Below are 24,825 nucleotides of genomic sequence, written 5' to 3'. Positions count from 1 at the left end.
TGGCGATCGTCGCTGTGGCAGTCGCTGTGGCTACGACCGCCACTCACGACCTCACGCGTACGCCGAGACCGGCTGGCAGGAGCAGACGAGGTTGCGGTCGCCGTGCGCGCCGTCGATGCGCCGCACCGGCGGCCACACCTTGCGGTCGTGCACGCCGGGCGTCGCCCCCGTCGGGTACGCCGCGAGCTGGCGCGGGTACGGGTGGTCCCACTTGTCGGTCAGGCACGCGGCGGTGTGCGGGGCGCCGCGCAGCGGGTTGTCCTCCACCGGCCACTCCCCCGATGCGACGCGGTCGATCTCGCCGCGGATGCCGATCATCGCGTCGACGAACCGGTCGATCTCGGCGAGGTCCTCGCTCTCGGTCGGCTCGACCATGAGCGTGCCCGCGACGGGGAACGACATCGTCGGCGCGTGCAGCCCGTAGTCGGCGAGCCGCTTGGCGACGTCGTCGACGGTGACGCCGGTCGACTTCGTGATGGCGCGCAGGTCGAGGATGCACTCGTGGGCGACGCGCCCGTCGGCTCCGGAGTACAGGACGGGGTAGTGCTCGCGCAGCCGGGCCGCGACGTAGTTGGCCGCCGCCACGGCCGTCAGGGTCGCCCGGCGTAACCCGTCGACGCCCATCATCCGGATGTAGGCCCACGAGATCGGCAGCACGCCCGGGCTGCCGTACTCCGCGGCCGAGACCGCACCGACCTTGCCGCGCCCCGGCAGGTACGGGGCGAGGTGCTCGGCCACCGCGACCGGCCCGACCCCCGGTCCGCCGCCGCCGTGCGGGATGCAGAACGTCTTGTGCAGGTTGAGGTGGCTGACGTCGCCCCCGAACGCACCCGGCCGGGCCAGCCCGACGAGGGCGTTGAGGTTGGCGCCGTCGACGTAGACCTGCCCGCCCGCCTCGTGCACCGCATCGCACACCTCGCGGACCGCGGCCTCGTACACGCCGTGCGTCGACGGGTAGGTGATCATCAGCGCGGCGAGGTTCTCACGGTGCGCCGCGATCTTGGCGCGCAGGTCGTCGAGGTCGACGTCACCGCCCGGGCCGGTGGCCACGACGACGACGCGCATCCCCGCCATGACGGCCGACGCGGCGTTGGTGCCGTGCGCGCTCGCGGGGATCAGGCAGACGTCGCGATGGGCCTCGCCGCGGTCGCGGTGGTAGGCCGCGATCGCGAGCAGCCCGGCGAACTCCCCCTGACTGCCGGCGTTGGGCTGCAACGACACCGCCGCGTACCCGGTCAGCTCGGCGAGCCAGCGCTCCAGCTGCGCGACCAGCTCCAACGTGCCCGCGGCGTCGGCGGCCGGGGCGTGCGGGTGCAGGTCGGCGAACTCCGGCCAGGTGATGGGCTCCATCTCCGCGGTCGCGTTGAGCTTCATCGTGCACGAGCCCAGGGGGATCATCGTGCGGTCGAGCGCGAGGTCGGCGTCGGCGAGCCGGCGCAGCCAACGCATCAGGGAGGTCTCCGACCGGTGCGCGTGGAACACCTCGTGGGTCAGGTACTCCGACTCCCGGACGAGCCCGCCGGGCAGCGCGTCGGCCGTCGCCGCGTCGAGCGCCGCCACGTCCTCGACGGCCACCCCGAACGCGGCCCACACCGCCTCGACGTGGGCGACGGTCGTGAGCTCGGAGCAGGCGATCCCCACCACGTCGTCGTCGACCCTGCGCAGCAGGATCCCCGCGTCGTGGGCGGCGTCGACGACGTGCCCCGCCCGGCCCGGGACGCGCGCCTGCACCGTGTCGAAGAAGGCGTCGTGCACGACCTCGACGCCTCCGGCGCGCAACCCGGCGGCCAGCACGGCGGCCATCCGGTGCGCGCGGGTCGCGATGCGCCGCAGGCCGTCCGGACCGTGGTGGACGGCGTAGCAGGCGGCGACGACGGCAAGCAGCACCTGCGCGGTGCAGATGTTGCTGGTCGCCTTCTCCCGGCGGATGTGCTGCTCGCGGGTCTGCAGGGCCAGCCGCAGGGCGGGATGCCCGTCGGCGTCGCGGGACATGCCGACGAGCCGGCCCGGCAGCTGGCGGGAGAACTCCTGGCGCACCGACAGGTACGCGGCGTGCGGGCCACCGAAGCCGAGCGGCACGCCGAAGCGCTGCGTGGTGCCCAGCACGGCGTCGGCGCCCAGCTCACCGGGCGGGCGCAGCAGCGTCAGCGCCAGCAGGTCGGCCGCGACGGCGACGAGCGCGCCGCGCTCGTGCGCAGCCTCGATCAGCGCGGTCGGGTCGCTGACGGCGCCCGAGGCGCCCGGGTAGCTCAGCAGCACCCCGAACAGCTCGCCGTCGGGCAGCCCGGCGGCGAGGTCGGCCACGACGAGCTCGATGCCCAGCGGTGCGGCGCGGGTGGCGAGGACCTCCAGCGTCCGCGGCAGGGTGTCGGCGTCGACGACGAACCGTGGGCTCCGTGACGTCCCCGCCTTCCCCGCGCGGCGCAGCAGCGTCATCGCCTCGGCGGCGGCGGTGGCCTCGTCGAGCAGCGACGCGCCCGCGACGGGCAGCCCGGTCAGGTCGGCGACGGCGGTCTGGAACGTCAGCAGCGCCTCGAGCCGGCCCTGGCTGATCTCGGGCTGGTACGGGGTGTAGGCGGTGTACCAGGCGGGGTTCTCCAGCACGTGGCGGCGGATCACCGGCGGGGTGACCGTCCCCGAGTAGCCGAGCCCGATCATCGGGACGGTGAGGGTGTTGCGCTCCGCGAGCGCGCGCAGCTCGGCGAGCATCTCCTGTTCCGACGCCGGGGCCGGCAGGCCGGTCGCCTCACCGGCGCGGTCGCGGATCGACGCCGGGACCGTGGCGTCGGCGAGGGCGTCGAGGGAGTCGAGGCCGATCGCGGCGAGCATCGTCGCCAGTTCGTCCTCCCGCGGCCCGACGTGCCGCTCGACGAACGCGACGCCGCGTTCCAGGGAGACGAGGGACTCGCGCGGGGCGGTCGTGGCGCTGGTGGGGGTCGGGCTCATGGGGTCGACCTCTCGGGCGGCGGGCGCGGGCGTACTGCCCTCCCCCTCTGTCCCCGCTCCGTGACCGGAGCGCCTGAGAGATTCACCCGCGCGAGCGCGGGCTTTCCCCGTCGGCGGACGACGGTGACCCGGCGTCGCTTTCCAGAGGCGTCTCGCCCACGCGGTCCTGGTGCCTGAGAGGTTCCGGGGAGGAGTTGCTCCTTCGGCGCCCGGCACGTTCCGGGCTCTCCCGCGCGGGATCGGCGACTACGCGCGCCATCCTAGCCCCCAGCGGGGCCCGGGAGGGGCTCCGGAACTGTTCGACACGGTCGCGCCCCACCGGTCGGGTCGTGAGCGGCGCTCGTCGTGAGTGGCGACCATCGCCACTCGCGGTCCGCTGTCGGCGTTTCTAGCTGATCGCGCGGCGCGCCCGGCGGCGCGACAGCTCGTCCTCGGGGGCGTCGTCGACGGTGCCACCGTCGGCCCGCTCCACGGGGAAGTCCTTGATCGAGCCGCTGATCTCGCGCATCGCGCCGGAGACCGCGATGCCGAAGACGCCCTGCCCACCCTGCAGCAGGTCGACGACCTCCTCGGGCGAGGCGCACTCGTAGACGGTCGTGCCGTCGCTGAACAGCGTGATGCCGGCCAGATCTCTTATCCCGCGGCGCCGCAGGTGCTCGACCGCGACGCGGATGTTCTGCAGGGACACCCCGGCGTCGAGCAGGCGCTTGACGACCTTGAGGACCAGCACGTCCTTGAAGGAGTACAGCCGCTGGCTCCCGGAGCCGGCGGCCCCGCGGATCGACGGGACGACGAGGCCGGTGCGGGCCCAGTAGTCCAGCTGGCGGTAGGTGATGCCGACGACCTGGCACGCGGTCGGCCCGCGGAACCCGACCAGCTGGTCGGGCATGCCGTCGAGACCTTCGCCCACGAGGGGGTCAGGGAAGAGCTCGCCCTGTTCGGGCGCGTCGGGCGGCGACGCGTCCACGGCACTCCTTCCCGTCGGGTCGCGACGACCGCGAATCCCGTTCATCCACCCAACCGAACGATGCCGACCGTAAGCAAATGTGAGCAGTCGGTCAACGCGCCGCGCCGGTGGCGTCACCCGATCACGGGCGTGTCGGCCGGCGGGCGCCGCCGCGTCAGCCCGGCTGGGCGCCGCGGAAGTCCTCCGGCGAGACCGAGTCGAGGAACTCGCGGAACTTCTCGACCTCGTCCTCCTGCTCGTCGGGGATGACGAGCCCCGCCTCGGCGAGCACGCTCTCGTCGGCGTGGATCGGCACCCCGATCCGCAGCGCCAGCGCCACGGAGTCGCTCGGCCGCGCCGACACCTTCACGCCGCCGTCGAAGATCAGCTCTGCGTAGAAGGTGCCCTCCTGCAGGTCGGTGATCCGCACCTGCTCGAGTCGTCTGCCGAGGGCGCCGATCACGTCCTTCAACAGGTCGTGGGTCAGCGGGCGGGCCGGCTTGACGCCCTGCTGCTCCAGTGCGATCGCCGTCGCCTCGACCGACCCGATCCAGATCGGCAGGTACCGGTCGCCGCTCGTCTCCCGCAACAAGAGGATGGGCTGGTTGGCGGGCAGTTCGACCCTGACTCCCACGACGCGCATCTCGCTCATACGTCGCCTCCTCACCCATCGTGCGTCCGCGCTCCGTCCGCGTTCCCGGACCAGCCGGGCCGGGACCCGACCGCGTCCGCGAACCGTGCGGCGTCTGACGGTGATGACGCTACACGGGCCGCCTGCCCGACGCGCGCCTCCGGACGGGCAGTTCGCCACAGGATCGGTGTGTTCGGCAACCCTCGCCGACCCGGCGCGACCTGGCCGCCGGGGCCCGGACGCACCACGGCCGGCCCGTCGCGGTGCGTGACGACGCCGGGCGTGTCACACCGGATCGGGCCGGCCGTGGTGTCGGAGCGGACGCGGCGTCACTGACCGCCGGGCTCGCGGGCGCCGGTGAGGAAGATCAGCCGGAACTTGCCGATCTGCACCTCGTCGCCGTTGGCGAGGACCGCGGTGTCGACCGGCTCGCGGTTGACGTAGGTGCCGTTGAGGCTGCCGACGTCGACGACGACGAAGTCGCCGTCGCGGCGGAACTCCGCGTGCCGCCGGGAGACCGTCACGTCGTCGAGGAAGATGTCGCTGTCGGGGTGCCGGCCGGCGCTCGTCGTCGGCCGGTCGAGCAGGAACCGCGACCCGGCGTTGGGCCCGCGCTTGACCACGAGCAACGCCGACCCGGGGGGCAGCGCGTCGAGGCCGGAGACCGGCTGGTCCTGCGCCGGCTGCTCGACGTCGGCGAGGAAGTCGGCCCGGAAGACCGAGGTCGTCTCCGGTGCGCGCTCCGGCGGGACGCCGGGGCCGTCGTTCGTGGTCACCTCGGGCTCTCCTCCTGCGATGTGCTGGGCGCGGGCCGCAACGGCCCGCGTCGCGGGAAACCTACCCTGCCGGACCGACGTCGGCCGGGCCCGATCGGGGCCGACCGGTGTCGCCCGCCCGGGTCGCCCCGCCGGGCACGTCGTCGTGTCCGGGGGTCGGTTCGCGACGGAGCCTAGACCTCGTGCGGACCCGGCCGTGCCCGGGTTCCGGACGGTGCCGGACCGGCCCCGGGGCCGGTCGTCGGCGTCGGCGTCGGCGTCGGGACGGGCGTACGCAGGGCCTTCACGAACTGGGCCAGGTAGAGCAGTCCCGACCACAGGTACAGCGCCACGCCCCAGCCCGCGAAGGCGTAGCCGAACGGTCGCGCGAGGTCGGCGAACCAGTTGTGGCCCTGGCCGAGCAGCAGCAGCGGGAACGCGTAGAGGAGCTGGAACGTCGCGGCCTTGCCGAGGTAGGTCACCACGAACGGGCCGTACCCGCGGCGGCGCAGCACGGGCAGGCACAGACCGAGCACGACGTCACGGGCCACCAGCAGGATGACGGCCCACCATGGGACGACGTCGCGGAAACCCAGCGCCAGCAGCGCGGCCAGGATGTAGAGCCGGTCGACGGCCGGGTCGAGCACGGCGCCCAGCCGCGAGTACTGGTCCAGCAGCCGGGCGAGCTTGCCGTCGAGCCAGTCGGTGACCCCGCCGACGGCGAGCACGAGGATCGCCCAGCCGTCGGCGTGCGGCCCGAGCAGCAGGTAGAGGAACAACGGGACGCCGAGCAGGCGCAGCACGCTCAGTGCATTGGGGACGGTGAGCACCCGGTCCGCGGAGGAGGGCACCGACGACGCGTCGGACACGCGGGGAGCCTACGTCGCACGGTCGCGGCCGGTGCTGCGGACGGTCCCGCCGGCGCGGCACGATGGGCCCATGGACGCGACGACGCTCCGGCAGACGCAGGCCCCGCTCAAGCAGCGCTACCGCGACGACCCCGGCGCCGCACTGGTGACGCTGCGCGCCGACGGTGAGCTCGACGGCTCCGGTGTCGCCTGCAGGGTGCGCACCGCGACCGCGCTCGCGGAGGCCGGCCTGCACCCGGCGACCGGCGGCGACGGCACCCAGCTGTGCTCGGGCGACATGCTGCTCGAGGCGCTCGTCGCGTGCGCCGGGGTGACGTTGCGCGCCGTCGCGACGTCGCTGGGGATCGAGGCGACCGGCACCGTGCACGCCGAGGGCGACCTCGACTTCCGCGGGACGCTCGGCGTCGACAAGGAGGCCCCCGTCGGGTTCCGCGACGTCCGGCTGCGCTTCGACCTGGTCACCGACGCCGACGACGACCAGGTCGCCACGCTGGTGAAGCTGACCGAGCGGTACTGCGTCGTCCTGCAGACGCTGCGGTCCTCCCCCGCCACGGCGGTCGAGGTGACCACCTCCGGGGGCGGCCGGTGAGGGGCGCGCAGGCGCTGCTGCACACGCTCGTCGACGGCGGTGTCGACGTCTGCTTCGCCAACCCCGGCACGTCGGAGATGCACTTCGTCGCCGCACTGGACGACGTCCCCGCCATGCGCCCGGTGCTGACGCTGTTCGAGGGTGTGGCCACCGGGGCCGCCGACGGCTACGGGCGGATGACCGGCCGGCCCGCGTCGGTGCTGCTGCACCTGGGGCCCGGGCTGGGCAACGGGCTGGCCAACCTGCACAACGCGCGCCGCGCGGGCACGCCCGTCCTCACCGTGGTGGGCGATCACTCGACCGCGCACAAGGCCTACGACGCACCGCTGGACTCCGACATCGACGCGGTCGCGGGCACGGTCTCGCGGTGGGTGCGGCGCAGCGCCACCGCCGCCGACGTCGGCGCCGACACGGCCGCGGCGGTGGCCGCCGCGCTCGGCCCGCCGAGCGGGGTCGCGACGCTCATCCTGCCCGCCGACGCGTCCTGGGACGAGGGCGGCGCACCCGCCGCGGTCGCGACGCCGGCCGCGGCCGGGCGGGGCGCGCTCGACGCCGACGCGCTGGAGGCGGCCGCGAAGGCACTCACCGGCGGCGAGCCGTGCGTGCTGCTGATCGGCGGGGACGCGGGCCTGGCCGAGGGCGCCCGCGCGGCGGCCCGGATCGCCGCCGCGACCGGGGCCACGCTGCTCGCCGAGACGTTCCCGCCGCGGGCCGAGCGCGGCGGCGGCATCCCCGCGGTGCCCCGGCTGTCCTACGTCGGCGACGTGGCCCGCCGCCAGCTCGGCGGCGCCCGTCACCTCGTCCTCGCCGGGGCCCGCAGCCCGGTGACCTTCTTCGGCTACCCGGGCCGGTCCGGCGACCTCGTGCCGGAGGGCTGCTCCGTCGTCACCGTCGCCGGCAAGGACGGGCCCGCGGCCACGGCGCTGGCGGCGCTGGCCGATCTCGTCGCCCCGGACGCCGAGGCCCCGGTCGAGCCGGGCCGCCGCCCCGACCTGCCCACCGGGGACCTGACCGCGGCCGCCGCCACCGCCGTCATCGGGGCGCTGCTGCCCGAGGGCGCGATCGTCGTCGACGAGGCGAACACCTCCGGCGTGGGCCTCGGGCCGGCGACCGCGGGCGGCCCGCGGCACGACTGGCTGACCCTGCCCGGCGCCGCGATCGGGTTCGGGACCCCGGCCGCCGCCGGTGCCGCCGTGGCCTGCCCGGACCGTCCGGTCTGGTGCCTGGCCGCCGACGGTGCCGCGATGTACACGATCTCCGCGCTGTGGACGCACGCGCGCGAGGGCCTCGACGTGACGACCGTCGTCTACAACAACGCGGCCTACGCGGTCCTGCGCGCCGAGCTCGCGCAGGTGGGCGCCCAGCTCGGCGGCGCCGGCGCGGGTGCCGCGGCCCGCAGGCTGCTCGACCTCGACGACCCGACGCTCGACTTCGTCTCCCTCGCCCGGGGCATGGGGGTGCCGGCCCGCCGGGCCCGGACCGCCGAGGAGCTCGCCGACGCGCTGCGCGCCGCCGCGGCCGAACCGGGCCCGCACCTGGTCGAGGCGCTGGTGCCGCCGGTCGCACGCTGACCGCGGACCCGCCCGCTCGTGGGGCGCGGCGGGCGCCGGGCCCGCCGCCGCAGCCGGTCGGGGCCCCGCCCGGGCTGTCACGGTCGGTCGGAGCGGCTACGGTCCGCTCATCGCCCGGACGTGGCGCTTCGGCGCGTGGTGGGCCGTTCGACGGCACTGAGCGGCAGGTCACCCGCCATACAGTGGGAGCGAAAGGTCACGCAGAGCCTCCGGTTGGGTGCAGATGACGAGATCGACGCACGACGTGTCGCCCGGCGATCACGTGTGCGCGGTCCCCCTCAGCGAGGAGCAGCTCTGGGAGGTCTCGGCCGACTTCGTCGCCGACGGGCTGGACCGCAACGAGCAGGTCCTCTACTTCGACGACGGCACCGCCGAGGGCGTGCTCGGGCGCCTCGCCGACGACCACGTCGCCGTCGAGGGCCCGCTGGGTACCGGGCAGCTCGCGATCGTGCCCGCCGAGACCACCCGGGCGATCTTCCACACCCCGCTGCCGGAGGCGCGCGAGATGATGCTCGCGCGCATCGACGAGTCCGCGGCCGCGGGCTGGGCGGGCTTCCGGATGACCGGCCAGATGAGCTACGGCGTCGACCGGCAGTGGCCGACGACCTTCGTCGAGTACGACAGCGGGCTCGACGGCCTGGTCCGCGACCGCGGCATCACCGCGCTGTGCCTCTACGACCGGCGTCGCTACTCCGACGAGCAGATCGAGCGGATGCGCGACGTCCACCGGAAGGAGCTCAGCGTGCCGACCGCCTACGACGACGGCCTGCTGCGCGTCGTCCGCACCGGCCTCACCTCGGCGCGGCTCGCGGGCGAGGTCGACCACAGCAACCGGCCCGCGATCGCGCGCCTGCTCGAGTCCACCCTGGACGACGCACTGCGGTCGCACTCGGCGCCCACCGAGATCGAGCTGAACCTGGCCTCGCTGCGGTTCATCGACGTCGCGTCCGCGGTCAGCCTCGTGCACGCCGCCGAGGGCTTCCCCGACACCCACCGGCTGGTGCTCACCAACGTGCGGCCCGGCGTCGTGCGCGTGCTGGACCGTTGCGGCGCACCGTTCGCGGCGCAGCTGACGGTGCGGGAGGCGCCCGGGCGGTCGGGGGTGCCCGGCGCGATCCGCCCGGCGGGCGGCCGGCACCGCGGCGGCGGCACCGCGGGCGTCGACGCCGACGAGACCCTGCCCGACGAGACCCTGCCCGACGACGGACCCGCGCTGCGGGAGGCCCGGTGAGGGTCGAGACCACCCGGACCGCGTCGCCGGTCCGGCTACGGCACGCGTGCGGTGTGCACAGCGGCGCGGACGACCTCGTCGACCAGACCGCACCCGTCGTGTCCGATGCCGCCCGACGCGGCGAGACGATCGCGCTGGCCGTGGGCCCGGGCACCGAGGCGGCCCTGCGGGCGGCTGCGGGCTCGGCGCGCGTGGTCACGCTGGGTCCGGCCGTCCGCAGCCGGGGCTCCGGGCAGACCACCGCCGCGCGGCTGGCCCGGACGCTGCGGGCGCTGACGTCGGAGGCCGGGGCCGTGACCGCGGTGTCCGAGCACGACAGCGACCTCGACGGGATCGACGGCCGGTACTGGACCGAGTTCGACGCCGCGGTGAACGTCGCGCTCACCGACCTGCCGGTCAGCCTCTACTGCTTCTATCCCGAGCTGCCGCTGCACTCGGAGATCCTCTACGGCGCCCTCGCGAACCATCCGCTGGTCTTCGAGCAGGGCCGGCTGCGGCTCAACGACGGGCACCGCGCCCCGCGCGACGTGCTGGCCGGGATGCCCGCCGCCCCGCCGATCCTGCTCGGCGCACCGGACCTCGACATCGTCTTCACCGCCTGGCAGCTGCACGAGGTCCGCGCCGCGGTGACCGACCTGGCGACGGCGACGGCCTTCGACACCGCGCGCTGCGAGGACGTGGTGCTCGCGGTCAACGAGATCGCGACGAACGCCGTCGAGCACGGATCCGGCGAGGCCCGGATCGCGCTGTGGATCGCGGGCGACGGGCTGGTGGCCGAGGTGCACGACACCGGCGACACGCTGAGCGAGCCGCTCCCGGGCCTGCGCGCCCCGCACCCGGCCGATCCGCGGGGCCGCGGTGTGTGGATCGCGCGCCAGCTCTGCGACGTTCTGCACGTCTGGGCGGATCGTTCGGGCACCCACGTCCGGATGCACGCGGCGCCGTGAGCTAACATCGTTATGCGTCGCGCGACACGCCCCCTCACCTGGGCGTGAAACTGTGACGAAACGACAAGCCGAAGCCCCTTGGCAAGTCCGCGACGCCGGAGAAGACTCGGTCGCGCCCGCCGGGTGCCCGAGACGTGCTCTCAGGACCTGCCAGGGGTTTGACAACACTCGAGACATTCTCACGGGGACAGACCATGTCTGACGATCAGCGCCGATCCCGCATGCACGCACCCGGACTTCGTGTCACGGTGCTGGGTGCGTTCACCCTGACCCGGGACGGGGTGGCCGAGGCGTTGAGCGTCGATGCCCGTCGGGTGGTCGCGTATCTGGCGGTGCACCGCCGTCCCCAGCCGCTGCGCACCCTGGCGGCCGACCTCTGGCCCGGGGTGCGCCCGGACTCCGCCGCCCGGCTGCTCGCCGAGGCGCTCGACGACGTCGCGGTACCCGGGCTCCTCGTCACCGGCGGGTCCGCCGGCGAGCCGACCGTCGCGCTCGGTGCGGGGGTCGCGGTCGACCTCGACGAGGCCATGGCGCTCGTGCGGACGCTGCCCGAGCTGCCGCCGACCGAGGTCACCGAGACCGACGCGCTGCGCGCCGACATCCTGCCGTCCTGGACGGCGCCGTGGATCGCCGTCGAGCGCGAGCGCTTCCGCCAGCTGCGGCTCAACGCACTCGAGGACCTCAGCATCCGGTTCAGCGCTGCCGGCCGCCACGAGGAGGCCGTCGAGATCGCCCGGGTCGCCGTCACCGCCGCGCCCAGCCGGGAGAACGCCCGCCGCGCCCTCATCGAGGCGCACCTCGCCCAGGGCGACCTGGCCGCGGCCGTCGCCGAGTACGACGACTACCAGGAGCTGCTGCGCTCCAGCGTCGGCGGGCCCGTCGGGTCCGGTCTCGACGTGCTGTTCCCGCCGTCGCCGGCGTGGCCGGTGCTGCGCGCGTTCCGTCGTCCCGTCCCGCGCTCCGCCGTCGTCCTGCCCGGCCTGCGCGCGGGCCGGCCGCCGGCCGGTCGGCGCCTCGTCGCGGGCGGGTCGGTGCCCGGCTCCGGCCGCTGACCCGCGGCCCGCCACCGCCACACTCCCGAGCACGCCCCCACGGTCCGCCGCGGGGGCGTGTTGCGTGTCCGGGCCGACGTCAGCGGGGACCGGCGTTGCGGCGCAACGACCACGTGAGATCGACGGCCGCGAACACCGCGAGGACGACGAGCACCACCCCGAAGAACGGGTAGTTCAGGAAGAACACCAGACCCGCGCCGACGACGAGCACCACGAGCAGCACCAGCGGCGTGCACGTGCGCATCGTGCGCAGCCGCGCGACCCTGCGCAGCCGGGCGGCCCGCTCGTCGTCGGGCGTCGGGGCGTCGGGGTCAGGAGGGGTCGCGTGCATCGCCCCCGGGTCTACCCCACGTCGGCGGACACGAACACCGGACGCGCGACGCCGTCACCCGGATCGCCCAACGGGCACTGTGTCCGGTTCACCCGACGCCGACGAACGGCACCTCGAACGCGACCTCTGTGCCCGACCTGCCGGGACGCACGACGACGCCGGCCGCCACCGCGCGGATCATCGCCAGCCCGCGGCCACGGCGGCCGGGGTCGGCCGGCGGCCGGCGCCAGCGGCCCCGGTCACGGACCCGTACCGCGATGACCCGGCCGTCGTAGGCGCGGCCGCCGGCCAGCAGGCACAGCGCCACCTCGACGACCGTCCCGCCCCGCCCGGCCGGCTCCGTCTCCCGGTAGGCGTGCTCGACCCCGTTGGCGGCGGCCTCGCCGACGGCGAGCTGGAGGTCGCCGACGGTGGCCTCGTCGGCGCCGAGCCCACCGGCCCAGTCGACCACGGCACGGCGCAGCCCCGACAGCCGCGCCGCATCGGCCGGGATGGTGAGGACGAGCTCGGCCGCGGGTGGCACGTCCGCTCCGTGCGCGACGTCGACGCCGCCGCTGCCGCGACGCCCACCCGTCGTGTCCCCCACCGGCCCTCGCATCCCCTCCAGGGCCGCAGGCCCCTCCGGCACGGATCCGCGTTCGACCGATGCAGCCGCAGCCCGGTTCACGCGATGTACTTCGTCAGGGGTGGCCGGGATGTGACACCGTCAAACGTGCGGCCCCCGGGCGGGGGAACCCGCGCCCGGGGTGTCGTCCCGCGTCGGACGCGCGCCGCGCGCGTCAGCCCAGCTCACGCAGCCGCGGCAGCACGTCCTCGGCGAACTGTGACAGGAACCGCTCCTGGTCGTGTCCCGGGCCGTGGAACACCAGATGCGTCAGCCCGGCGTCGACGTAGGGTGTGATCTGCGCGAGCGCCTCGTCGGGGGTCGAGGCGACGATCCAGCGCTTCGCGACCTGCTCGATCGGCAGCTCGTCGGCCAGCCGCTCCATCTCCGCAGCCGAGTCGACCGAGTGCTTCTGCTCGGCCGTCAGCGACAGCGGCGCCCAGAACCGGCAGTTCTCGAGCGCCTGGTCGGCGTCGCGGTCGTAGGACAGCTTGATCTCGATCATGCGGTCGATACCGGCGGCGTCGCGCTCCGCGGCCGCCGCGCCCTCCTGCACCGCCGGGATCAGCTTCTCGGTGTAGAGGTCCATCCCCTTGCCCGAGGTGCAGATGAAGCCGTCGCCGGAGCGACCCGCGTACTTCGCGACGACCGGCCCGCCCGCCGCGATGTAGACCGGCACCGGCTCCTTGGGCCGGTCGTAGATCTTCGCGTCGACGAGGGTGTAGTAGTCGCCGTCGACCGACACCGAGTCCTCGGTCCACAGCGCACGGATGAGCCGGACCGCCTCCCGCAGCCGGGCGAACCGTTCCTTGAACTCCGGCCACTCCCGGCCGGACACGGCGATCTCGTTGAGCGCCTCGCCGGTGCCGACGCCGAGCGCGACCCGCCCGTCGAACATCAACGCCATGGACGCGAACGCCTGCGCGATGACGGCCGGGTTGTAGCGGAACGTGGGGGTCAGCACGCTGGTGCCGATCTGCACCCGGCTCGTCCGCTCCCCCACCGCCGCCATCCAGGTGAGCGCGAACGGCGCGTGCCCGCCCGTGTCGCGCCACGGCAGGAAGTGGTCGGAGGTCCAGACGCTGTCCAGGCCGACCTCCTCGGCGCGCACCGCGTACTCGACGAGATCCCGCGGTCCGAACTGCTCCGCCGACGCCTTGTAGCCGATCCTCAGGGCCACGTACCCGTCCTCTCCGTCCGTCCACCACCGTCGCGGGGGTGCGTTGTCGTTGATACACCGCGCACCGGCTCCGGGCGCAGGGTTCGGTGAGCGGAACGACACCACCGGGTGCCGGTCGCAGCCGCGACGGGCCGTGCCGAGCCGGCACGGCGCGGTTCCCGCCTGCTCCTAGGATCGCGCACATGGCTCCCCGGGATCCCGCGCAGGTGCTCCATCAGGTCTTCGGTTACGAGGACTTCCGCGGGGACCAGCGCGAGATCGTCGAGCACGTCAGCGGCGGCGGCGACGCGCTCGTGCTCATGCCCACCGGCGGCGGCAAGTCGCTGTGCTATCAGATCCCCGCGCTGGTACGCGACGGCACGGGTGTGGTGATCTCGCCGTTGATCGCTCTCATGCAGGACCAGGTCGACGCGCTGCGGGCGCTCGGCGTGCGGGCCGGGTTCCTGAACTCCACGCAGGGCCCGCAGGAGCGCCGCGACACCGAGCGGGCGTTCCTCGACGGCGAGCTCGACCTGCTCTACCTGGCGCCGGAGCGGCTGCGGGTGGCCTCGACGGCCGACCTGCTCGACCGAGGGCGCATCGCGCTGTTCGCGATCGACGAGGCGCACTGCGTCTCCCAGTGGGGCCACGACTTCCGGCCCGACTACCTCGCGCTGTCCGAGCTGCACCGGCGCTGGCCCGACGTGCCGCGCATCGCCCTCACCGCCACCGCGACCCGCGCGACGCACACCGAGATCGCCGAACGGCTCGACCTCACCGACGCCAGGCACTTCGTCGCGAGCTTCGACCGGCCCAACATCCAGTACCGGATCGTGCCCAAGGCCGAGGAACGCCGCCAGCTGCTGGAGCTGCTGCGCGCCGAGCACGCGGGCGACGCCGGCATCGTCTACTGCCTGTCGCGGCGCAAGGTCGAGCAGGTCGCGGAGTTCCTCACCGCGCAGGGGATCACGGCGCTGCCCTACCACGCGGGGCTGGAGGCGCCGGTCCGCGCGGCCAACCAGGCGCGGTTCCTGCGCGAGGACGGCGTCGTCATGGTCGCGACGATCGCGTTCGGCATGGGCATCGACAAGCCCGACGTGCGGTTCGTCGCCCACCTCGACCTCCCCAAGTCCGTCGAGGGCTACTACCAGGAGACCGGCCGCGCGGGCCGCGACGGGCTGCCGTCGACGGCGTGGCTGGCCTACGGGCTGGGCGACGTCGTGCAGCAGCGCAAGATGATCGACGAGTCCGAGGGCGACCTGGCGCACCGCCGCCGGCTCACCCAGCACCTCGACGCGATGCTCGCCCTGTGCGAGACGGTCGAGTGCCGGCGGGTGAACCTGCTCGCCTACTTCGGCCAGGCCGGCGAGCCCTGCGGCAACTGCGACACCTGCCTGACCCCACCGCAGACGTGGGACGGCACCGTCGCCGCGCAGAAGGTGCTCTCGACGGTGTGGCGGCTGAAGAAGGAGCGCAACCAGAGCTTCGGCGCCGGGCACGTCGTCGACATCCTGCTCGGCAAGCAGAGCCCGAAGATCAGCCAGCACCGCCACGACGAGCTGTCGGTCTTCGGGGTCGGGTCCGACCTGCGCGACAGCGAGTGGCGCGCGGTGATCCGGCAGCTGCTGGCCCGCGAGCTGCTCGCGGTCGGCGGCGCGTACCAGACGCTCGCGCTCACCGAGACCAGCGGCGAGGTGCTGCGCGGCGAGCGCACGGTCGCACTGCGCCGCGATCCCGAACGCGCGGCGCGGGCCTCGCGCAGCAGGTCCGCGAGCGCCGCGGTCGCCCTGCCGGCCGAGGCGGCCGGGCTGTTCGAGCGGCTGCGCGCCTGGCGCGGCGCGGCCGCGAAGGAGCAGGGCGTCCCCGCCTACGTGATCTTCCACGACGCGACGCTCCGCGAGATCGCCACCGGCGCCCCCGCGACGCTCGCCGAGCTCGGCCGGGTCAACGGCGTCGGCGAGGCCAAGCTCGCCCGCTACGGCGAGCAGATCCTCGAGACGCTCGCCGCCGCGGGTCCGGCGTAGCGTCGTCCGCGTGGAGGCGAACGAGCGGCCACCCGTCGTGGGCCTGACGGCCTACCGGGAACGCGCGCGGTACTGGTTCTGGGACCACTCGGCCACGCTGCTGCCCGACACCTACGTCGAGATGGAGGTCGCCGCCGGTGGCGCGCCGGTGCTGCTGCCGCCGGACCCGGCAGCCGTCGGCGCCGTCGAGCGGCTCGACGCGCTCGTGATCACCGGCGGCTCCGACCTCGATCCCGCGCGCTACGGCGCGCTCCCGCACGAGAAGACCCAGCCGGCCCGGCCCGGGCGCGACGCGACGGAGCTCGCCGCGGTCCGCGCGGCCGTCGACCGCGGCATCCCGGTGCTCGGGGTGTGCCGGGGCGCGCAGGTGCTCAACGTCGCGCTCGGCGGGACCCTGCACCAGCACCTGCCCGATCTCGGGGCCACCGCCCACGGCGCCAGGCCCCCGGAGTTCGCGACCGTCGACGTGGCGCTCGACGCGGGCTCGACCGTCGGCCGGCTCCTCGGCGACCGCGTGACGGTGCGCTGCCTGCACCACCAGGCCGTCGACCTGCTCGGCGAGGGCCTGCGGGTCACCGCGCGCGCCGCGGACGGGGTCGTCGAGGCCGTCGAGCTCGGCGGGCACCCGTTCGTCGTGGGTGTGCAGTGGCATCCCGAGCAGGACGGCGCCGACCTGCGGCTGGTGCGGGGCCTCGTCGAGGCGGCCGCCCGGACGCGGGACCGGTGGGAGGCCCCCGGGCACGCCGTCAGCGGGGGCGCAGGCGCTTGAGCATCCGCGGCAGCTCGCCGGTGTGCACGACGGTCAGCCGCTGCGTCGCGCGCGTCAGCGCCACGTAGACGTCGTTGGCGCCGCGCGGTGACTCGGCCAGCACCTCGGCGGGCTCGACGAGCAGCACCGCGTCGAACTCCAGGCCCTTCGCCGCGGTGATCGTCAGGACGACGACGGGCGCGTCGAGGTCCGCGGCCTCCGGGTCGTCCGCGGCGGCATCGGCCGTGCCGGGCGCGAGCGCGGCGCGTAGCGCGTCGACCCGCGCCGCCGGGGCCAGCACCGCGACCCGGCCCTCCCCCACGGCCGCCCGCTCCTGCGCGACGAGCTCGGCCAGCACACCGTCGGCGCCGTCGAGCGACCCCGCGGCCACGGGGACGGCCCGCGGCGGGACGCCCGTGCTGCGCACCGACCGCGGCGGGGCCAGCGACGGCTCGATCTCGGCCAGCACGTCGTCGGCGATGTCGGCGATCTCGGCGGGCGTGCGGTAGTTGACGGTCAGCTGCTCGAGCCGCCACCGGTCGGCGACGAACGGGCGCAGCACCTCGCTCCACGACCGCGCACCGGACCGGTCGCCGGTCTGGGCGATGTCACCGACGATCGTCATCGACCGGCTCGGGACGCGGCGCATGATCAACCGCCACGCCATCGCCGACAGCTCCTGCGCCTCGTCGATGATCACGTGACCGTAGGTCCACTCGCGGTCGGCCTCGGCCCGGTCGGCCGTCGTGTCGTAACGCCGGACCTGCTGGCGCTCGGCGAGCCGGTCGGCGTCGACGATGTCGGTGGCGCGCAGCAGCTCCGGGTCGAGGTCCTCCTCCAGGTCGAGGACGTCCAGCACCCCCTGCGCGTACTCGACCTCCTCGCGCAACGCCGCGGCAGCGGCGGCCGCCGCCGCCGACCCGTCGTCACCGAGCAGCTCCGCGGCCTCGTCGAGCAGCGGCACGTCGGCGGGCGTCCAGCACTCGTCGGCCGGCAGGTCGTCGGGCGGGGCGGGGCGGTGGAGCAGGTCGCGGTCGGCCGGGGCCAACCGCCGCGCGACGGAGTTGAGCCGGCGCCGGTCGGCGAACAGGTCGGTCAGTAGCTGCTCGGCCGACAGCGTCGGCCACAGGGCGTCGAGCTCGCGCAGCAGCTCCGGGCTCTCCCCGAGCTCCTCGCGGATGTCCTCGAGGTCGGCCTTCCCGAGCAGGCCGCGGCCGCCGAGGGTCTGCATGACCTGCTGGGCCAGCAGCCGGATCGCCTCCGTCCGGAAGATCCGCTTGGCCTCGTTGTGCGGCTTGCGGGACCGGCGGGCGCGGGTGCGGGCCTGGTTGGCGATGTCACGGTCGAGCCGCACCGGCTGCTGCTCGACGACCAGGTCGATCGGCCTGCGCGGGACCTGCTGCCGGTCGCGCACCGCGGCGGCGACCACGGCCGCCATCTCGACGCTGCCCTTCAGCTCCGCGACCTCCGGCGCCTCCACCCGGCGCGCGTGCAGCCCCGGGTAGAGCCGGGCGACCGTCGCGAGCACCACGCTCGTCTCGCCCAGCGACGGCAGCACCTGCCCGATGTAGCGCAGGAACGTCGGGTTGGGCCCGACGACGAGCACGCCACGGCGGGCCAGCCGGTCGCGATGGGTGTAGAGCAGGTAGGCCGCCCGGTGCAGCGCGACGGCCGTCTTGCCCGTGCCGGGCCCGCCCTGCACCACCAGCACACCCGACGGCTTGGACCGGATGATGCGGTCCTGCTCGGCCTGGATCGTCGCGACGATGTCGCCCATCCGCCCGGTGCGCGCCTGCGACACCGCCGCCATCAACGCGGCCTCGCTCGTCAGCCCGGACTGGCCGGCGCCCACCGCGGCGTCGTTGAGGTCGAGGACCTCGTCGTCGATGGCGACGACGGTCCGCTTGCGCGTGCGCAGGTGCCGCCGCCTGCGCATACCTTCGGGCGACGCGGCCGTGGCGGTGTAGAACGGCTGGGCGGCCGGGGCCCGCCAGTCCATCAGCAGCGGCTCGTACTCGTTGTCCTCGTCGAGCAGCCCGAGCCTGCCGATGTAGCGGACCTCACCGGACTCCGCGTCGAGCCGGCCGAACGCGAGGCCGTGCTCGGCGGCCCGCAGCGCGGCGAGCCGGTCGGTGTACATCGCCGCCGCGGCGTCGCGCTCGGTCAGCGCCTGCGGGGTGCCGACGGTCTCCCCGTGCAGCACGTCCTGCAGGCGTCGGGCGGTGTCGGCGCGGCGGGCGTCGAGCCGCTGGTAGAGCATCTCGACGTAGGCTCGCTCGTGCGCGAGGGCGGCGTCGGGATCGGTGTCGGGGATCGCCGGCCGGTCCGGACCGGGTGCGGTGCTGTGGGGCGACACGCTGTGGGACACCAGGGCGACTACCTTCGCGGCGAGCAACGGGACTCCCTGCCGAACGACACGCTCCGGCCGGGCGACTGTCCAACGTACCAGCGCCCGCGTTTACCGCGGCAGCCGACGAGGGTAGGTCACGGCGTGCGCAGCCAGCCGCCGACAGGCCGTCGTGTCTGACCCTGCCGACCCCGCCGCCGCCGGGGATCCCGAGCCGGCGGGCGTGGCGGCGCCCGGCGGCCCACCGGGCCGCGCGGCGGGCCCCGGTGCCGAGGTGCCCGAGACCGGGAGCTCGACCTACGACCACCTCGCCCCCCTGTTCGACGAGCTCGCCGCCATGACCGCCGACGACCCACGCCGGACGACGCTGCGCGAGCGGCTCGTCACCGGGCACCTGCCCGTCGTCCGGCACATCGCGCGCCGGTTCGCGGGCCGCGGCGAACCCGTGGACGACCTGGAGCAGGCCGGCACCGTCGGGCTGATCAACGCCGTCGACCGCTTCGACCCCGCCCGCGGGGTGGACTTCCTGTCCTATGCCGTCCCGACGATCACCGGTGAGGTCCGCAGGCACTTCCGCGACCGCACCTGGTCGATGCGGGTGCCGCGGCGGCTCAAGGAACTGCAGAGCTCGATCAACTCCGCCGTCGGGGGCCTGGCCCAGGAGCTCGGCCGGGCGCCGCGCCCGTCGGAGATCGCCGACCGCATCGGGCGCGACGTCGACGAGGTGATCGAGGGCCTCGAGGCCCGCCAGGTCTACCGCTCCACCTCGCTCGACGAGCTCGTCGCCGACTCCGACGCCATGCTGTCGGAGACGCTCGGCATCGCCGACGCGGAGCTGGAGAAGGTCGACTACCGGCAGACCCTCGCGCCCCTGCTCGACGAGCTCCCCACCCGCGAACGCACCATCCTCGTCCTGCGGTTCTTCGCGGGCATGACCCAGACCCAGATCGCCGACGAGGTCGGGGTCTCCCAGATGCACGTCTCCCGGTTGCTGGCACGGACGCTGGCCCGGCTGCGCCGCCGGCTGGGCGCCGGCTGACCCGCGCCCCGCGGGTCAGCCGGGGTGCCGGCGCCGGGGGCTGCGGCCGTGGGGCTGCTCCACCGGCTCCGGCATGGGCACCGCCGGCATGTCCCGCACCACCGGCGCGTCGGCCAGCGCGAGCGGCTCGCCGTGGTGCCGCAGCCGCATCGGCGGCCCGCTGACCAGCCGGTACTCGACCTCGTCCGGCGTGATCGTCACCCGCAGCGACCGGCCCTGGTACTTCAGCCCGAACGAGATGCGCGACAGCGCCGACGGCAGCCGGGGCGCGAAGGAGATGCCGTCGCGGTCGGTGCGCATCCCGCCGAACCCGCTGGCCACCGCCGTCCACGTGCCGGCCATCGACGCGATGTGCATGCCGTGGTCGGTGTTGCCGGCCAGGTCGCCCAGGTCGACGAGCGCGGCCTCGGCGAAGTAGTCGAACGCCAGGTCCAGGTGCCCGGTCCAGGCCGCGACGACGGCCTGGGTCGCCGCCGACAGCGACGAGTCCCGGACGGTGATCGCCTCGTAGTACGCGAAGTTGCGAGCCATCTGCTCGGGTGTGAAGGCGTCGGGCTGCAGCTGCATCGCCAGCACGAGATCGGCCTGCTTGATCACCTGCTTGCGGTACAGGTCGAAGTACGGGTAGTGCAGCAGCAGCGGGTACTTCGACGCCGGGGTGCCCTCGAAGTCCCACATCTGGTGGTCGGTGAAACCCTCGGCCTGCGGGTGCACACCGAGGACCTCGTCGAACGGGATGCGCATCGACGACGCCGCGTCGCGCCAGCTCGCCATCTCCTCGGCGTTGACGCCCAGCCGGGCCGCGGGCCGCGGGTGCTTGGCCGCGACCTCCGCCGCGTGGCGCAGGTTCAGCTGCGCCATCAGGTTCGTGTAGACGTTGTTGTCGACGATCGCGGAGTACTCGTCGGGCCCGGTGACCCCGTCGATGCGGAACTCGCCCGCCGCGTCGTGGTGGCCCAGCGAGCGCCACAGCCGGGCCGTCTGCACCAGCAGCTCCAGCCCGACCTCGCGTTCGAACTCGATGTCGCCGGTCGCGGCGACGTGGCGGCGCACGGCGTCGGCGATGTCGGCGTTGATGTGGAACGCCGCCGTGCCCGCCGGCCAGTACCCGGAGCACTCGTGGCCGCGGATGGTCCGCCACGGGAACGCCGCCCCCGCGAGACCGAGCTGCTCGGCGCGCTCCATGGCCTGCGGCAGGATCGACCGCCGCCAGCGCAGCGCGTCGGCCGCGGCGTCCGGCGCCAGGTGCGAGAGCACCGGCAACGCGAACGTCTCCGTGTCCCAGAACGTGTGGCCGTCGTAGCCGTCGCCGGTGAGCCCCTTCGCGCCGATCGCGCGCCGCTCGGCACGGGCGCCTGCCTGCAGGACGTGGAACGTCGCGAGCCGGATCGCCTGCTGCAGCTCGGCGTCACCGTCGATCTCGACGTCGGCGGTGATCCAGAAGTCGTCGAGGTACTGGCGCTGCTCGGCGAGCAGCCCCTCCCAGCCGGTGAACCGGGCCGCGGCCAGCGCGGCGCGCACCTGGTCGTGCACCGCGGGCAACGACCGCCGCGACGACCAGCCGTAGGACAGGTACTTGACGATCCGCAGCGTCTCCCCCGGCACGATCCGGGCGATCACCGTGGTGCGGCCGATGTCCTCTGTCGCCTCCGACGACATCTTCGTCGACCCCGGGCCGTAGACCTCGTGGTCCATCGCCGCGGCCAGCCGCAGTCCGGACTGGCGCGTCTGGTGCACCAGCGTCGCGCCGGCCTCCTCGCTGCGGTGCTGCTCGGCGACGAGCGGCTCCGCGAGCGCGGCCTCCACGCGGGGATCGCCGTTCGCCCGCTGCGGGAGCTGCTCGTTGGCGACGAGCTCGGACTGGACGACGAGCGTCGTCGGTCCGTCGAGCACCTCCACCTCGTAGCAGATCGCGGCGATCGCGCGCTGGGTCAGCGACACCAGGCGCGTGCTGCGCACCCTGATGGCCCGGTCGGCGGGCGAGACCCACTCGACCTCGCGGGTCAGGGTGCCCGCCTGCAGGTCGAGCACCCGTTCGTGACGACGCAGCTGCCCGTAGCGCAGGTCGAACGGTTCGTCGTCGACCAGCAGCCGGATCAGCTTGCCGTTGGTGACGTTGATGATCGTCTGCCCGGACTCCGGGTAGCCGTACCCGCCCTCGGCGTAGGGCAGCGGGCGGCGCTCGTAGAGCGAGTTGAGGTAGGTACCGGGGATGGCGTGCGGCTCCCCCTCGTCGAGGTTGCCACGCATGCCGATGTGCCCGTTGGACAGCGCGAACACCGACTCCGTCTGCCCCATCGCCTCCAGGTGCAGCGCCGGTTCACGCACGCACCAGGGCTCGACGGTGAACGGGCGCCCGTTCTCGGCGGCGGTCATCGGCCGTCCTCGAGCAGCTCGGCCAGGTCGTCGACGACGACCGTGGCGCCGTGCTCGCGCAGGCCGTCGGCCTGGTCGAGCCGGTTCACCCCGACGACGGCGACGAACCCGCCCGCGCGACCGGCCGCCACGCCGGCCAGCGCGTCCTCGAACACGACGGCCTCGTCGACACCGACGCCCAGGTCGGCGGCCGCGGCGAGGAAGGTGTCCGGCTCCGGCTTGCCGGGCAGCGACCGCTCCTTCGCCGTGACGCCGTCGACCCGGTGGTCGATGTAGCGCGCCAGGTCGGCCACCTCGAGCACCTGCTCGGCGTTCGCCGACGACGACACCACCGCCGTCTTCATGCCGGCCGCCCGCACCGCCTCGAGGTAGCGCACCGAGCCGGGGTAGACGTCGACGCCCTGCGTGCGGATCTTCTCCTGCACCATGTCGTTCTTCCGCGACGCCAGCGCGTACACGGTCTCGGCCCCCGGGTCGTCGCCCGGGCCGCCCGCGGGCAGCTCGATGCCGCGCGACCGCAGGAACATCGCGGTGCCCTCCAGCCGGGGCCTGCCGTCGACGTACGGGCCGTAGTCCGCGGTCAGGTCGAACGGGCGGAACGGCTCACCCGTGCGCTGCGCGCGCGCTCGGAGATAGTCGTCGAACATCTGCTTCCACGCGGCGGCATGCACGCTGGCGGTGTCGGTGAGGACACCGTCCAGATCGAACAGGCACGCGCGCGCGGCGTCGGGCAACCCCAGCATGGAGCGCACGGTATCCCCCGATCATCACGGCTGCGCGTCGGCCGGTGAACAGCGGCGCATCACACCTGCGCCGGCGCGACCGGCACCGTCCAGCGCTGTGCCGTGGCCTCCTCGGCGACAGTGACGACGCACGTCGAGCCCTCCATCGCCGCGTGCACGCTGACGGCGCCGCCCCCGGGCCGCGGCTCGACGACCTCCTGCACCACGGACCGCACCCGGACCAGCACCGACAGCGGGACGACCGGCACGTCGTCGAGGCCCTCGTCGGTGGTGACCGAGGCGGTCAGCCGCTTGCCGAACCGGGCTCGCTCGAGCTCGAGGTAGGCGCGGACGGTGTCGAGCTCGTCGCGCAGCCCGATCGTCTCCTCGGCCGGCCGGTCGGCGGCCCGGGTCAGGTCCGCGAAGCCGAGAAGCAGGTCGCGCGCCCGGCCGGGGTCGGTGCGCACGAGCGAGGCGATCGTGTTGAGGGAGTTGTAGACGAAGTGCTGCTCGAGCCTGCGGGCGTGGACCCGGGCCTCCGACGGGAGCGCGGCGGGTGCGGCGCCCGCACCGGGTCCCGGCGGCGCCTGCTCCGCAGCGGTGCCCGCGCCGGTCCGGTCGCCCCTCTCCCGGTCCAGGTTCGCGCCGTCGCCGGTCGCGCCGTCGCCGGTCGCGCCGTCGCCGGTCGCGCCGTCGCCGTTCGCGCGCAGGTCGGTCGCACGGTCGGATTCCGGGCGGCCGCCGTTCGGGCGGTCGACAGGTGTGCGTGCGGTGGCTGCCCGGTCGGTGACTGCGCGGTCGGTGACTGCGCGGTCGCTGACTGCGCGGTCCGCGCCGGGGCCATCGGCGGCGGGGCGGTCGGCATCCGGGCCGTCGGCGGCGGGGCGGCCCGCGGCGGGGCCGTCGAGGTCCGGGCCGTCGTCCCACAGCGCGTCGTCGACCTCCTCCGGCGTGACCAGCCCGCGCCACACCGGCAGCCGCAGCCGGCCGCCCATCGTCCACTCGGTGAACTCGACGAGCCCCACCAGCCGCGGCACCACCCACATCGCGTCGCGGGCCACCGATGCCGGCACCTCCCCGACGAACGGCGACGAGTCGCTGTGCAGGTCCGGCACCAGCGCGGTGACGGCCGCCCGGTCGGTGCCCGCGCCGACCCCGGCCCGGCCGACGTAGCGCAGCCCCTCCGGACCCGGGACCCCGAGCAGCAGCGCGGCCACCGAGTCGGGCCGGTCGGCGCTCGCCGGGGTCCAGCCCCCGACGACGACCTGCCGGCTGCGCCGCAGCGGCACCCGCAGCCAGTTCCGGGAGCGGCGTCCGGGCTGGTAGGCGGAGTCGAGCCGCTTGGCGAACACGCCGTCGAGGCCGTACCGGCGGGCCGTGGCCAGCACGTGCCCCGCGTCGCCCGCGGGCCACGACGGCGACAGCACCACCGGCTGCTCGGCAAGCCCGAGGTCGTCGATCAGCTCGCGACGGCGCCGGTAGGGCAGGCTCGTCGTCGACTCGCCGTCGAGCCAGACGAGGTCGCTGACGAAGAAGCCGACCGGCACCTCCGCGACCAGCGCGGCACCGGGCCGCTGGGTCGCGGTGCGGCGCATGAGCATCCGTCTGCTCGGGATGCCCGCGTCGTCGAGCGCGACGACGGTCCCGTCGAGGATGACCCCCTGGCGCGGAGCCTTGGCGGCCAGCACGTGCAGCTCGGGGAAGGTCGAGCTGACCGACCGGTCGCGGGCCGTGAGCAGCCGGACCCGGCCGGGGCGCGCGTACGCGATGCAGCGCAGCCCGTCCCAGGCGAACTCGACCGCCCACCCGGGGCCCGTCGGCAGGTCACCGCTCGCGGCCAGCATGGGCGGCACCAGTTCGGGCATCCCGCCCGTGCCCGCCCGGACCATCACACTCGGCAGCGTAGTTCGCGCCGCAGCGCTCGCGTCCCGTCCGTCG

General features: G+C 74.8%; 20 protein-coding genes and 1 riboswitch. Of the genes, 8 read left to right on the top strand and 12 right to left on the bottom strand.

Annotated elements, in window-relative coordinates:
- Window positions 1-51 precede the first annotated feature (51 nt).
- The 5 genes from gcvP to clsA all read right to left on the bottom strand — a co-directional run bounded on the left by gcvP (window position 52) and on the right by clsA (window position 6,147).
- A complete protein-coding gene (gcvP, locus tag PSED_RS15935; RefSeq protein WP_013675280.1) occupies window positions 52-2,946 on the bottom strand; it encodes an aminomethyl-transferring glycine dehydrogenase in 2,895 nt (964 codons plus the stop codon).
- Between the two features lie 151 nt (window positions 2,947-3,097).
- Window positions 3,098-3,188, bottom strand: a riboswitch (glycine riboswitch).
- A gap of 146 nt (window positions 3,189-3,334) precedes the next feature.
- Window positions 3,335-3,958, bottom strand: a complete 624-nt coding sequence (locus PSED_RS15930) for a MerR family transcriptional regulator (RefSeq protein WP_013675279.1) — start codon at window positions 3,956-3,958, stop codon at window positions 3,335-3,337.
- 109 nt (window positions 3,959-4,067) lie between these two features.
- Window positions 4,068-4,544: a bifunctional nuclease family protein gene (locus PSED_RS15925; protein WP_013675278.1), complete on the bottom strand. Its 477-nt coding sequence runs from the start codon at window positions 4,542-4,544 to the stop codon at window positions 4,068-4,070.
- A 308-nt stretch (window positions 4,545-4,852) separates the two neighbouring features.
- The gene (gene garA / locus PSED_RS15920) at window positions 4,853-5,299 is read right to left on the bottom strand and encodes a glycogen accumulation regulator GarA (protein WP_013675277.1); all 447 of its coding nucleotides are present in this window, start codon (window positions 5,297-5,299) and stop codon (window positions 4,853-4,855) included.
- A gap of 173 nt (window positions 5,300-5,472) precedes the next feature.
- Window positions 5,473-6,147, bottom strand: a complete 675-nt coding sequence (gene clsA / locus PSED_RS15915; protein ID WP_013675276.1) for a cardiolipin synthase ClsA — start codon at window positions 6,145-6,147, stop codon at window positions 5,473-5,475.
- Window positions 6,148-6,217: 70 nt separating this feature from the next.
- On the opposite strand from clsA, the gene PSED_RS15910 reads away from it, so the two are divergent.
- The 5 genes from PSED_RS15910 to PSED_RS15890 all read left to right on the top strand — a co-directional run bounded on the left by PSED_RS15910 (window position 6,218) and on the right by PSED_RS15890 (window position 11,537).
- A complete protein-coding gene (locus PSED_RS15910; RefSeq protein WP_013675275.1) occupies window positions 6,218-6,736 on the top strand; it encodes an OsmC family protein in 519 nt (172 codons plus the stop codon).
- Complete coding sequence (locus PSED_RS15905) at window positions 6,733-8,307, top strand: acetolactate synthase large subunit (protein WP_013675274.1); 1,575 nt, start codon at window positions 6,733-6,735, stop codon at window positions 8,305-8,307. Before PSED_RS15910 ends, PSED_RS15905 begins: the two co-directional genes overlap by 4 nt.
- Window positions 8,308-8,530: 223 nt before the next feature.
- Window positions 8,531-9,538 (top strand): MEDS domain-containing protein, encoded by a 1,008-nt coding sequence (locus PSED_RS15900; protein WP_013675273.1) that lies wholly within the window; start codon window positions 8,531-8,533, stop codon window positions 9,536-9,538.
- Entirely contained in the window at window positions 9,535-10,485 is a 951-nt protein-coding gene (locus PSED_RS15895; protein WP_013675272.1) for an ATP-binding protein, read from the top strand. The genes PSED_RS15900 and PSED_RS15895 overlap by 4 nt, the downstream gene beginning before the upstream one ends.
- 194 nt (window positions 10,486-10,679) lie before the next feature.
- On the top strand, window positions 10,680-11,537 hold the full coding sequence (locus PSED_RS15890) for an AfsR/SARP family transcriptional regulator (protein ID WP_013675271.1): 858 nt from the start codon (window positions 10,680-10,682) through the stop codon (window positions 11,535-11,537).
- A gap of 79 nt (window positions 11,538-11,616) precedes the next feature.
- Here the strand turns inward: PSED_RS15890 and PSED_RS15885 are convergent, their stop codons facing one another.
- The 3 genes from PSED_RS15885 to fgd all read right to left on the bottom strand — a co-directional run bounded on the left by PSED_RS15885 (window position 11,617) and on the right by fgd (window position 13,652).
- Window positions 11,617-11,868 (bottom strand): hypothetical protein, encoded by a 252-nt coding sequence (locus PSED_RS15885; protein WP_013675270.1) that lies wholly within the window; start codon window positions 11,866-11,868, stop codon window positions 11,617-11,619.
- An 88-nt stretch (window positions 11,869-11,956) separates the two neighbouring features.
- The gene (locus PSED_RS15880; RefSeq protein WP_049803422.1) at window positions 11,957-12,454 is read right to left on the bottom strand and encodes an ATP-binding protein; all 498 of its coding nucleotides are present in this window, start codon (window positions 12,452-12,454) and stop codon (window positions 11,957-11,959) included.
- Window positions 12,455-12,647: 193 nt separating this feature from the next.
- A complete protein-coding gene (gene fgd / locus PSED_RS15875) occupies window positions 12,648-13,652 on the bottom strand; it encodes a glucose-6-phosphate dehydrogenase (coenzyme-F420) (RefSeq protein WP_013675268.1) in 1,005 nt (334 codons plus the stop codon).
- A gap of 182 nt (window positions 13,653-13,834) precedes the next feature.
- Here fgd and recQ point away from each other — a divergent pair, with 182 nt between their 5' ends.
- A complete protein-coding gene (gene recQ, locus PSED_RS15870) occupies window positions 13,835-15,655 on the top strand; it encodes a DNA helicase RecQ (RefSeq protein ID WP_013675267.1) in 1,821 nt (606 codons plus the stop codon).
- A 10-nt stretch (window positions 15,656-15,665) separates the two neighbouring features.
- The gene (locus PSED_RS15865) at window positions 15,666-16,424 is read left to right on the top strand and encodes a gamma-glutamyl-gamma-aminobutyrate hydrolase family protein (protein WP_013675266.1); all 759 of its coding nucleotides are present in this window, start codon (window positions 15,666-15,668) and stop codon (window positions 16,422-16,424) included.
- Here PSED_RS15865 and PSED_RS15860 read toward each other — a convergent pair.
- Window positions 16,402-18,759: a HelD family protein gene (locus tag PSED_RS15860; protein WP_488656643.1), complete on the bottom strand. Its 2,358-nt coding sequence runs from the start codon at window positions 18,757-18,759 to the stop codon at window positions 16,402-16,404. The genes PSED_RS15865 and PSED_RS15860 overlap by 23 nt on opposite strands.
- Window positions 18,760-18,922: 163 nt before the next feature.
- On the opposite strand from PSED_RS15860, the gene PSED_RS15855 reads away from it, so the two are divergent.
- Window positions 18,923-19,789, top strand: coding sequence for a SigB/SigF/SigG family RNA polymerase sigma factor (locus PSED_RS15855; protein WP_013675264.1), 867 nt, complete (start codon window positions 18,923-18,925; stop codon window positions 19,787-19,789).
- A gap of 15 nt (window positions 19,790-19,804) precedes the next feature.
- On the opposite strand, the gene PSED_RS15850 is transcribed toward PSED_RS15855, so the two are convergent.
- Genes PSED_RS15850 through PSED_RS15840 form a run of 3 tightly spaced genes read right to left on the bottom strand, consistent with a single transcriptional unit; the run spans window position 19,805 to window position 24,776 of the window.
- On the bottom strand, window positions 19,805-22,165 hold the full coding sequence (locus tag PSED_RS15850; protein WP_013675263.1) for a glycoside hydrolase family 65 protein: 2,361 nt from the start codon (window positions 22,163-22,165) through the stop codon (window positions 19,805-19,807).
- A complete protein-coding gene (locus PSED_RS15845; RefSeq protein WP_013675262.1) occupies window positions 22,162-22,908 on the bottom strand; it encodes a beta-phosphoglucomutase family hydrolase in 747 nt (248 codons plus the stop codon). The genes PSED_RS15850 and PSED_RS15845 overlap by 4 nt, the downstream gene beginning before the upstream one ends.
- A 59-nt stretch (window positions 22,909-22,967) precedes the next feature.
- Window positions 22,968-24,776, bottom strand: a complete 1,809-nt coding sequence (locus PSED_RS15840; RefSeq protein WP_013675261.1) for an ATP-dependent DNA ligase — start codon at window positions 24,774-24,776, stop codon at window positions 22,968-22,970.
- Between the last annotated feature and the right edge of the window lie 49 nt (window positions 24,777-24,825).

The organism is Pseudonocardia benzenivorans CB1190, from assembly GCF_000196675.2.
In the GTDB taxonomy this organism is placed as follows: Bacteria; Actinomycetota; Actinomycetes; order Mycobacteriales; family Pseudonocardiaceae; genus Pseudonocardia; species Pseudonocardia benzenivorans.
This window is presented reverse-complemented; position numbering and strand designations above follow the sequence as displayed.

What these genes read in the sequence shown, in the direction of transcription:
- gcvP (WP_013675280.1), bottom strand. Translation starts at nt 2,946, where the DNA reads ATGAGCCCGACCCCCACCAGCGCCACGACCGCCCCGCGCGAGTCCCTC.
- PSED_RS15930 (WP_013675279.1), bottom strand. Translation starts at nt 3,958, where the DNA reads ATGAACGGGATTCGCGGTCGTCGCGACCCGACGGGAAGGAGTGCCGTG.
- PSED_RS15925 (WP_013675278.1), bottom strand. Translation starts at nt 4,544, where the DNA reads ATGAGCGAGATGCGCGTCGTGGGAGTCAGGGTCGAACTGCCCGCCAAC.
- PSED_RS15910 (WP_013675275.1), top strand. Translation starts at nt 6,218, where the DNA reads ATGGACGCGACGACGCTCCGGCAGACGCAGGCCCCGCTCAAGCAGCGC.
- PSED_RS15900 (WP_013675273.1), top strand. Translation starts at nt 8,531, where the DNA reads ATGACGAGATCGACGCACGACGTGTCGCCCGGCGATCACGTGTGCGCG.
- PSED_RS15890 (WP_013675271.1), top strand. Translation starts at nt 10,680, where the DNA reads ATGTCTGACGATCAGCGCCGATCCCGCATGCACGCACCCGGACTTCGT.
- PSED_RS15885 (WP_013675270.1), bottom strand. Translation starts at nt 11,868, where the DNA reads ATGCACGCGACCCCTCCTGACCCCGACGCCCCGACGCCCGACGACGAG.
- recQ (WP_013675267.1), top strand. Translation starts at nt 13,835, where the DNA reads ATGGCTCCCCGGGATCCCGCGCAGGTGCTCCATCAGGTCTTCGGTTAC.
- PSED_RS15850 (WP_013675263.1), bottom strand. Translation starts at nt 22,165, where the DNA reads ATGACCGCCGCCGAGAACGGGCGCCCGTTCACCGTCGAGCCCTGGTGC.
- PSED_RS15845 (WP_013675262.1), bottom strand. Translation starts at nt 22,908, where the DNA reads ATGCTGGGGTTGCCCGACGCCGCGCGCGCGTGCCTGTTCGATCTGGAC.
- PSED_RS15840 (WP_013675261.1), bottom strand. Translation starts at nt 24,776, where the DNA reads ATGGTCCGGGCGGGCACGGGCGGGATGCCCGAACTGGTGCCGCCCATG.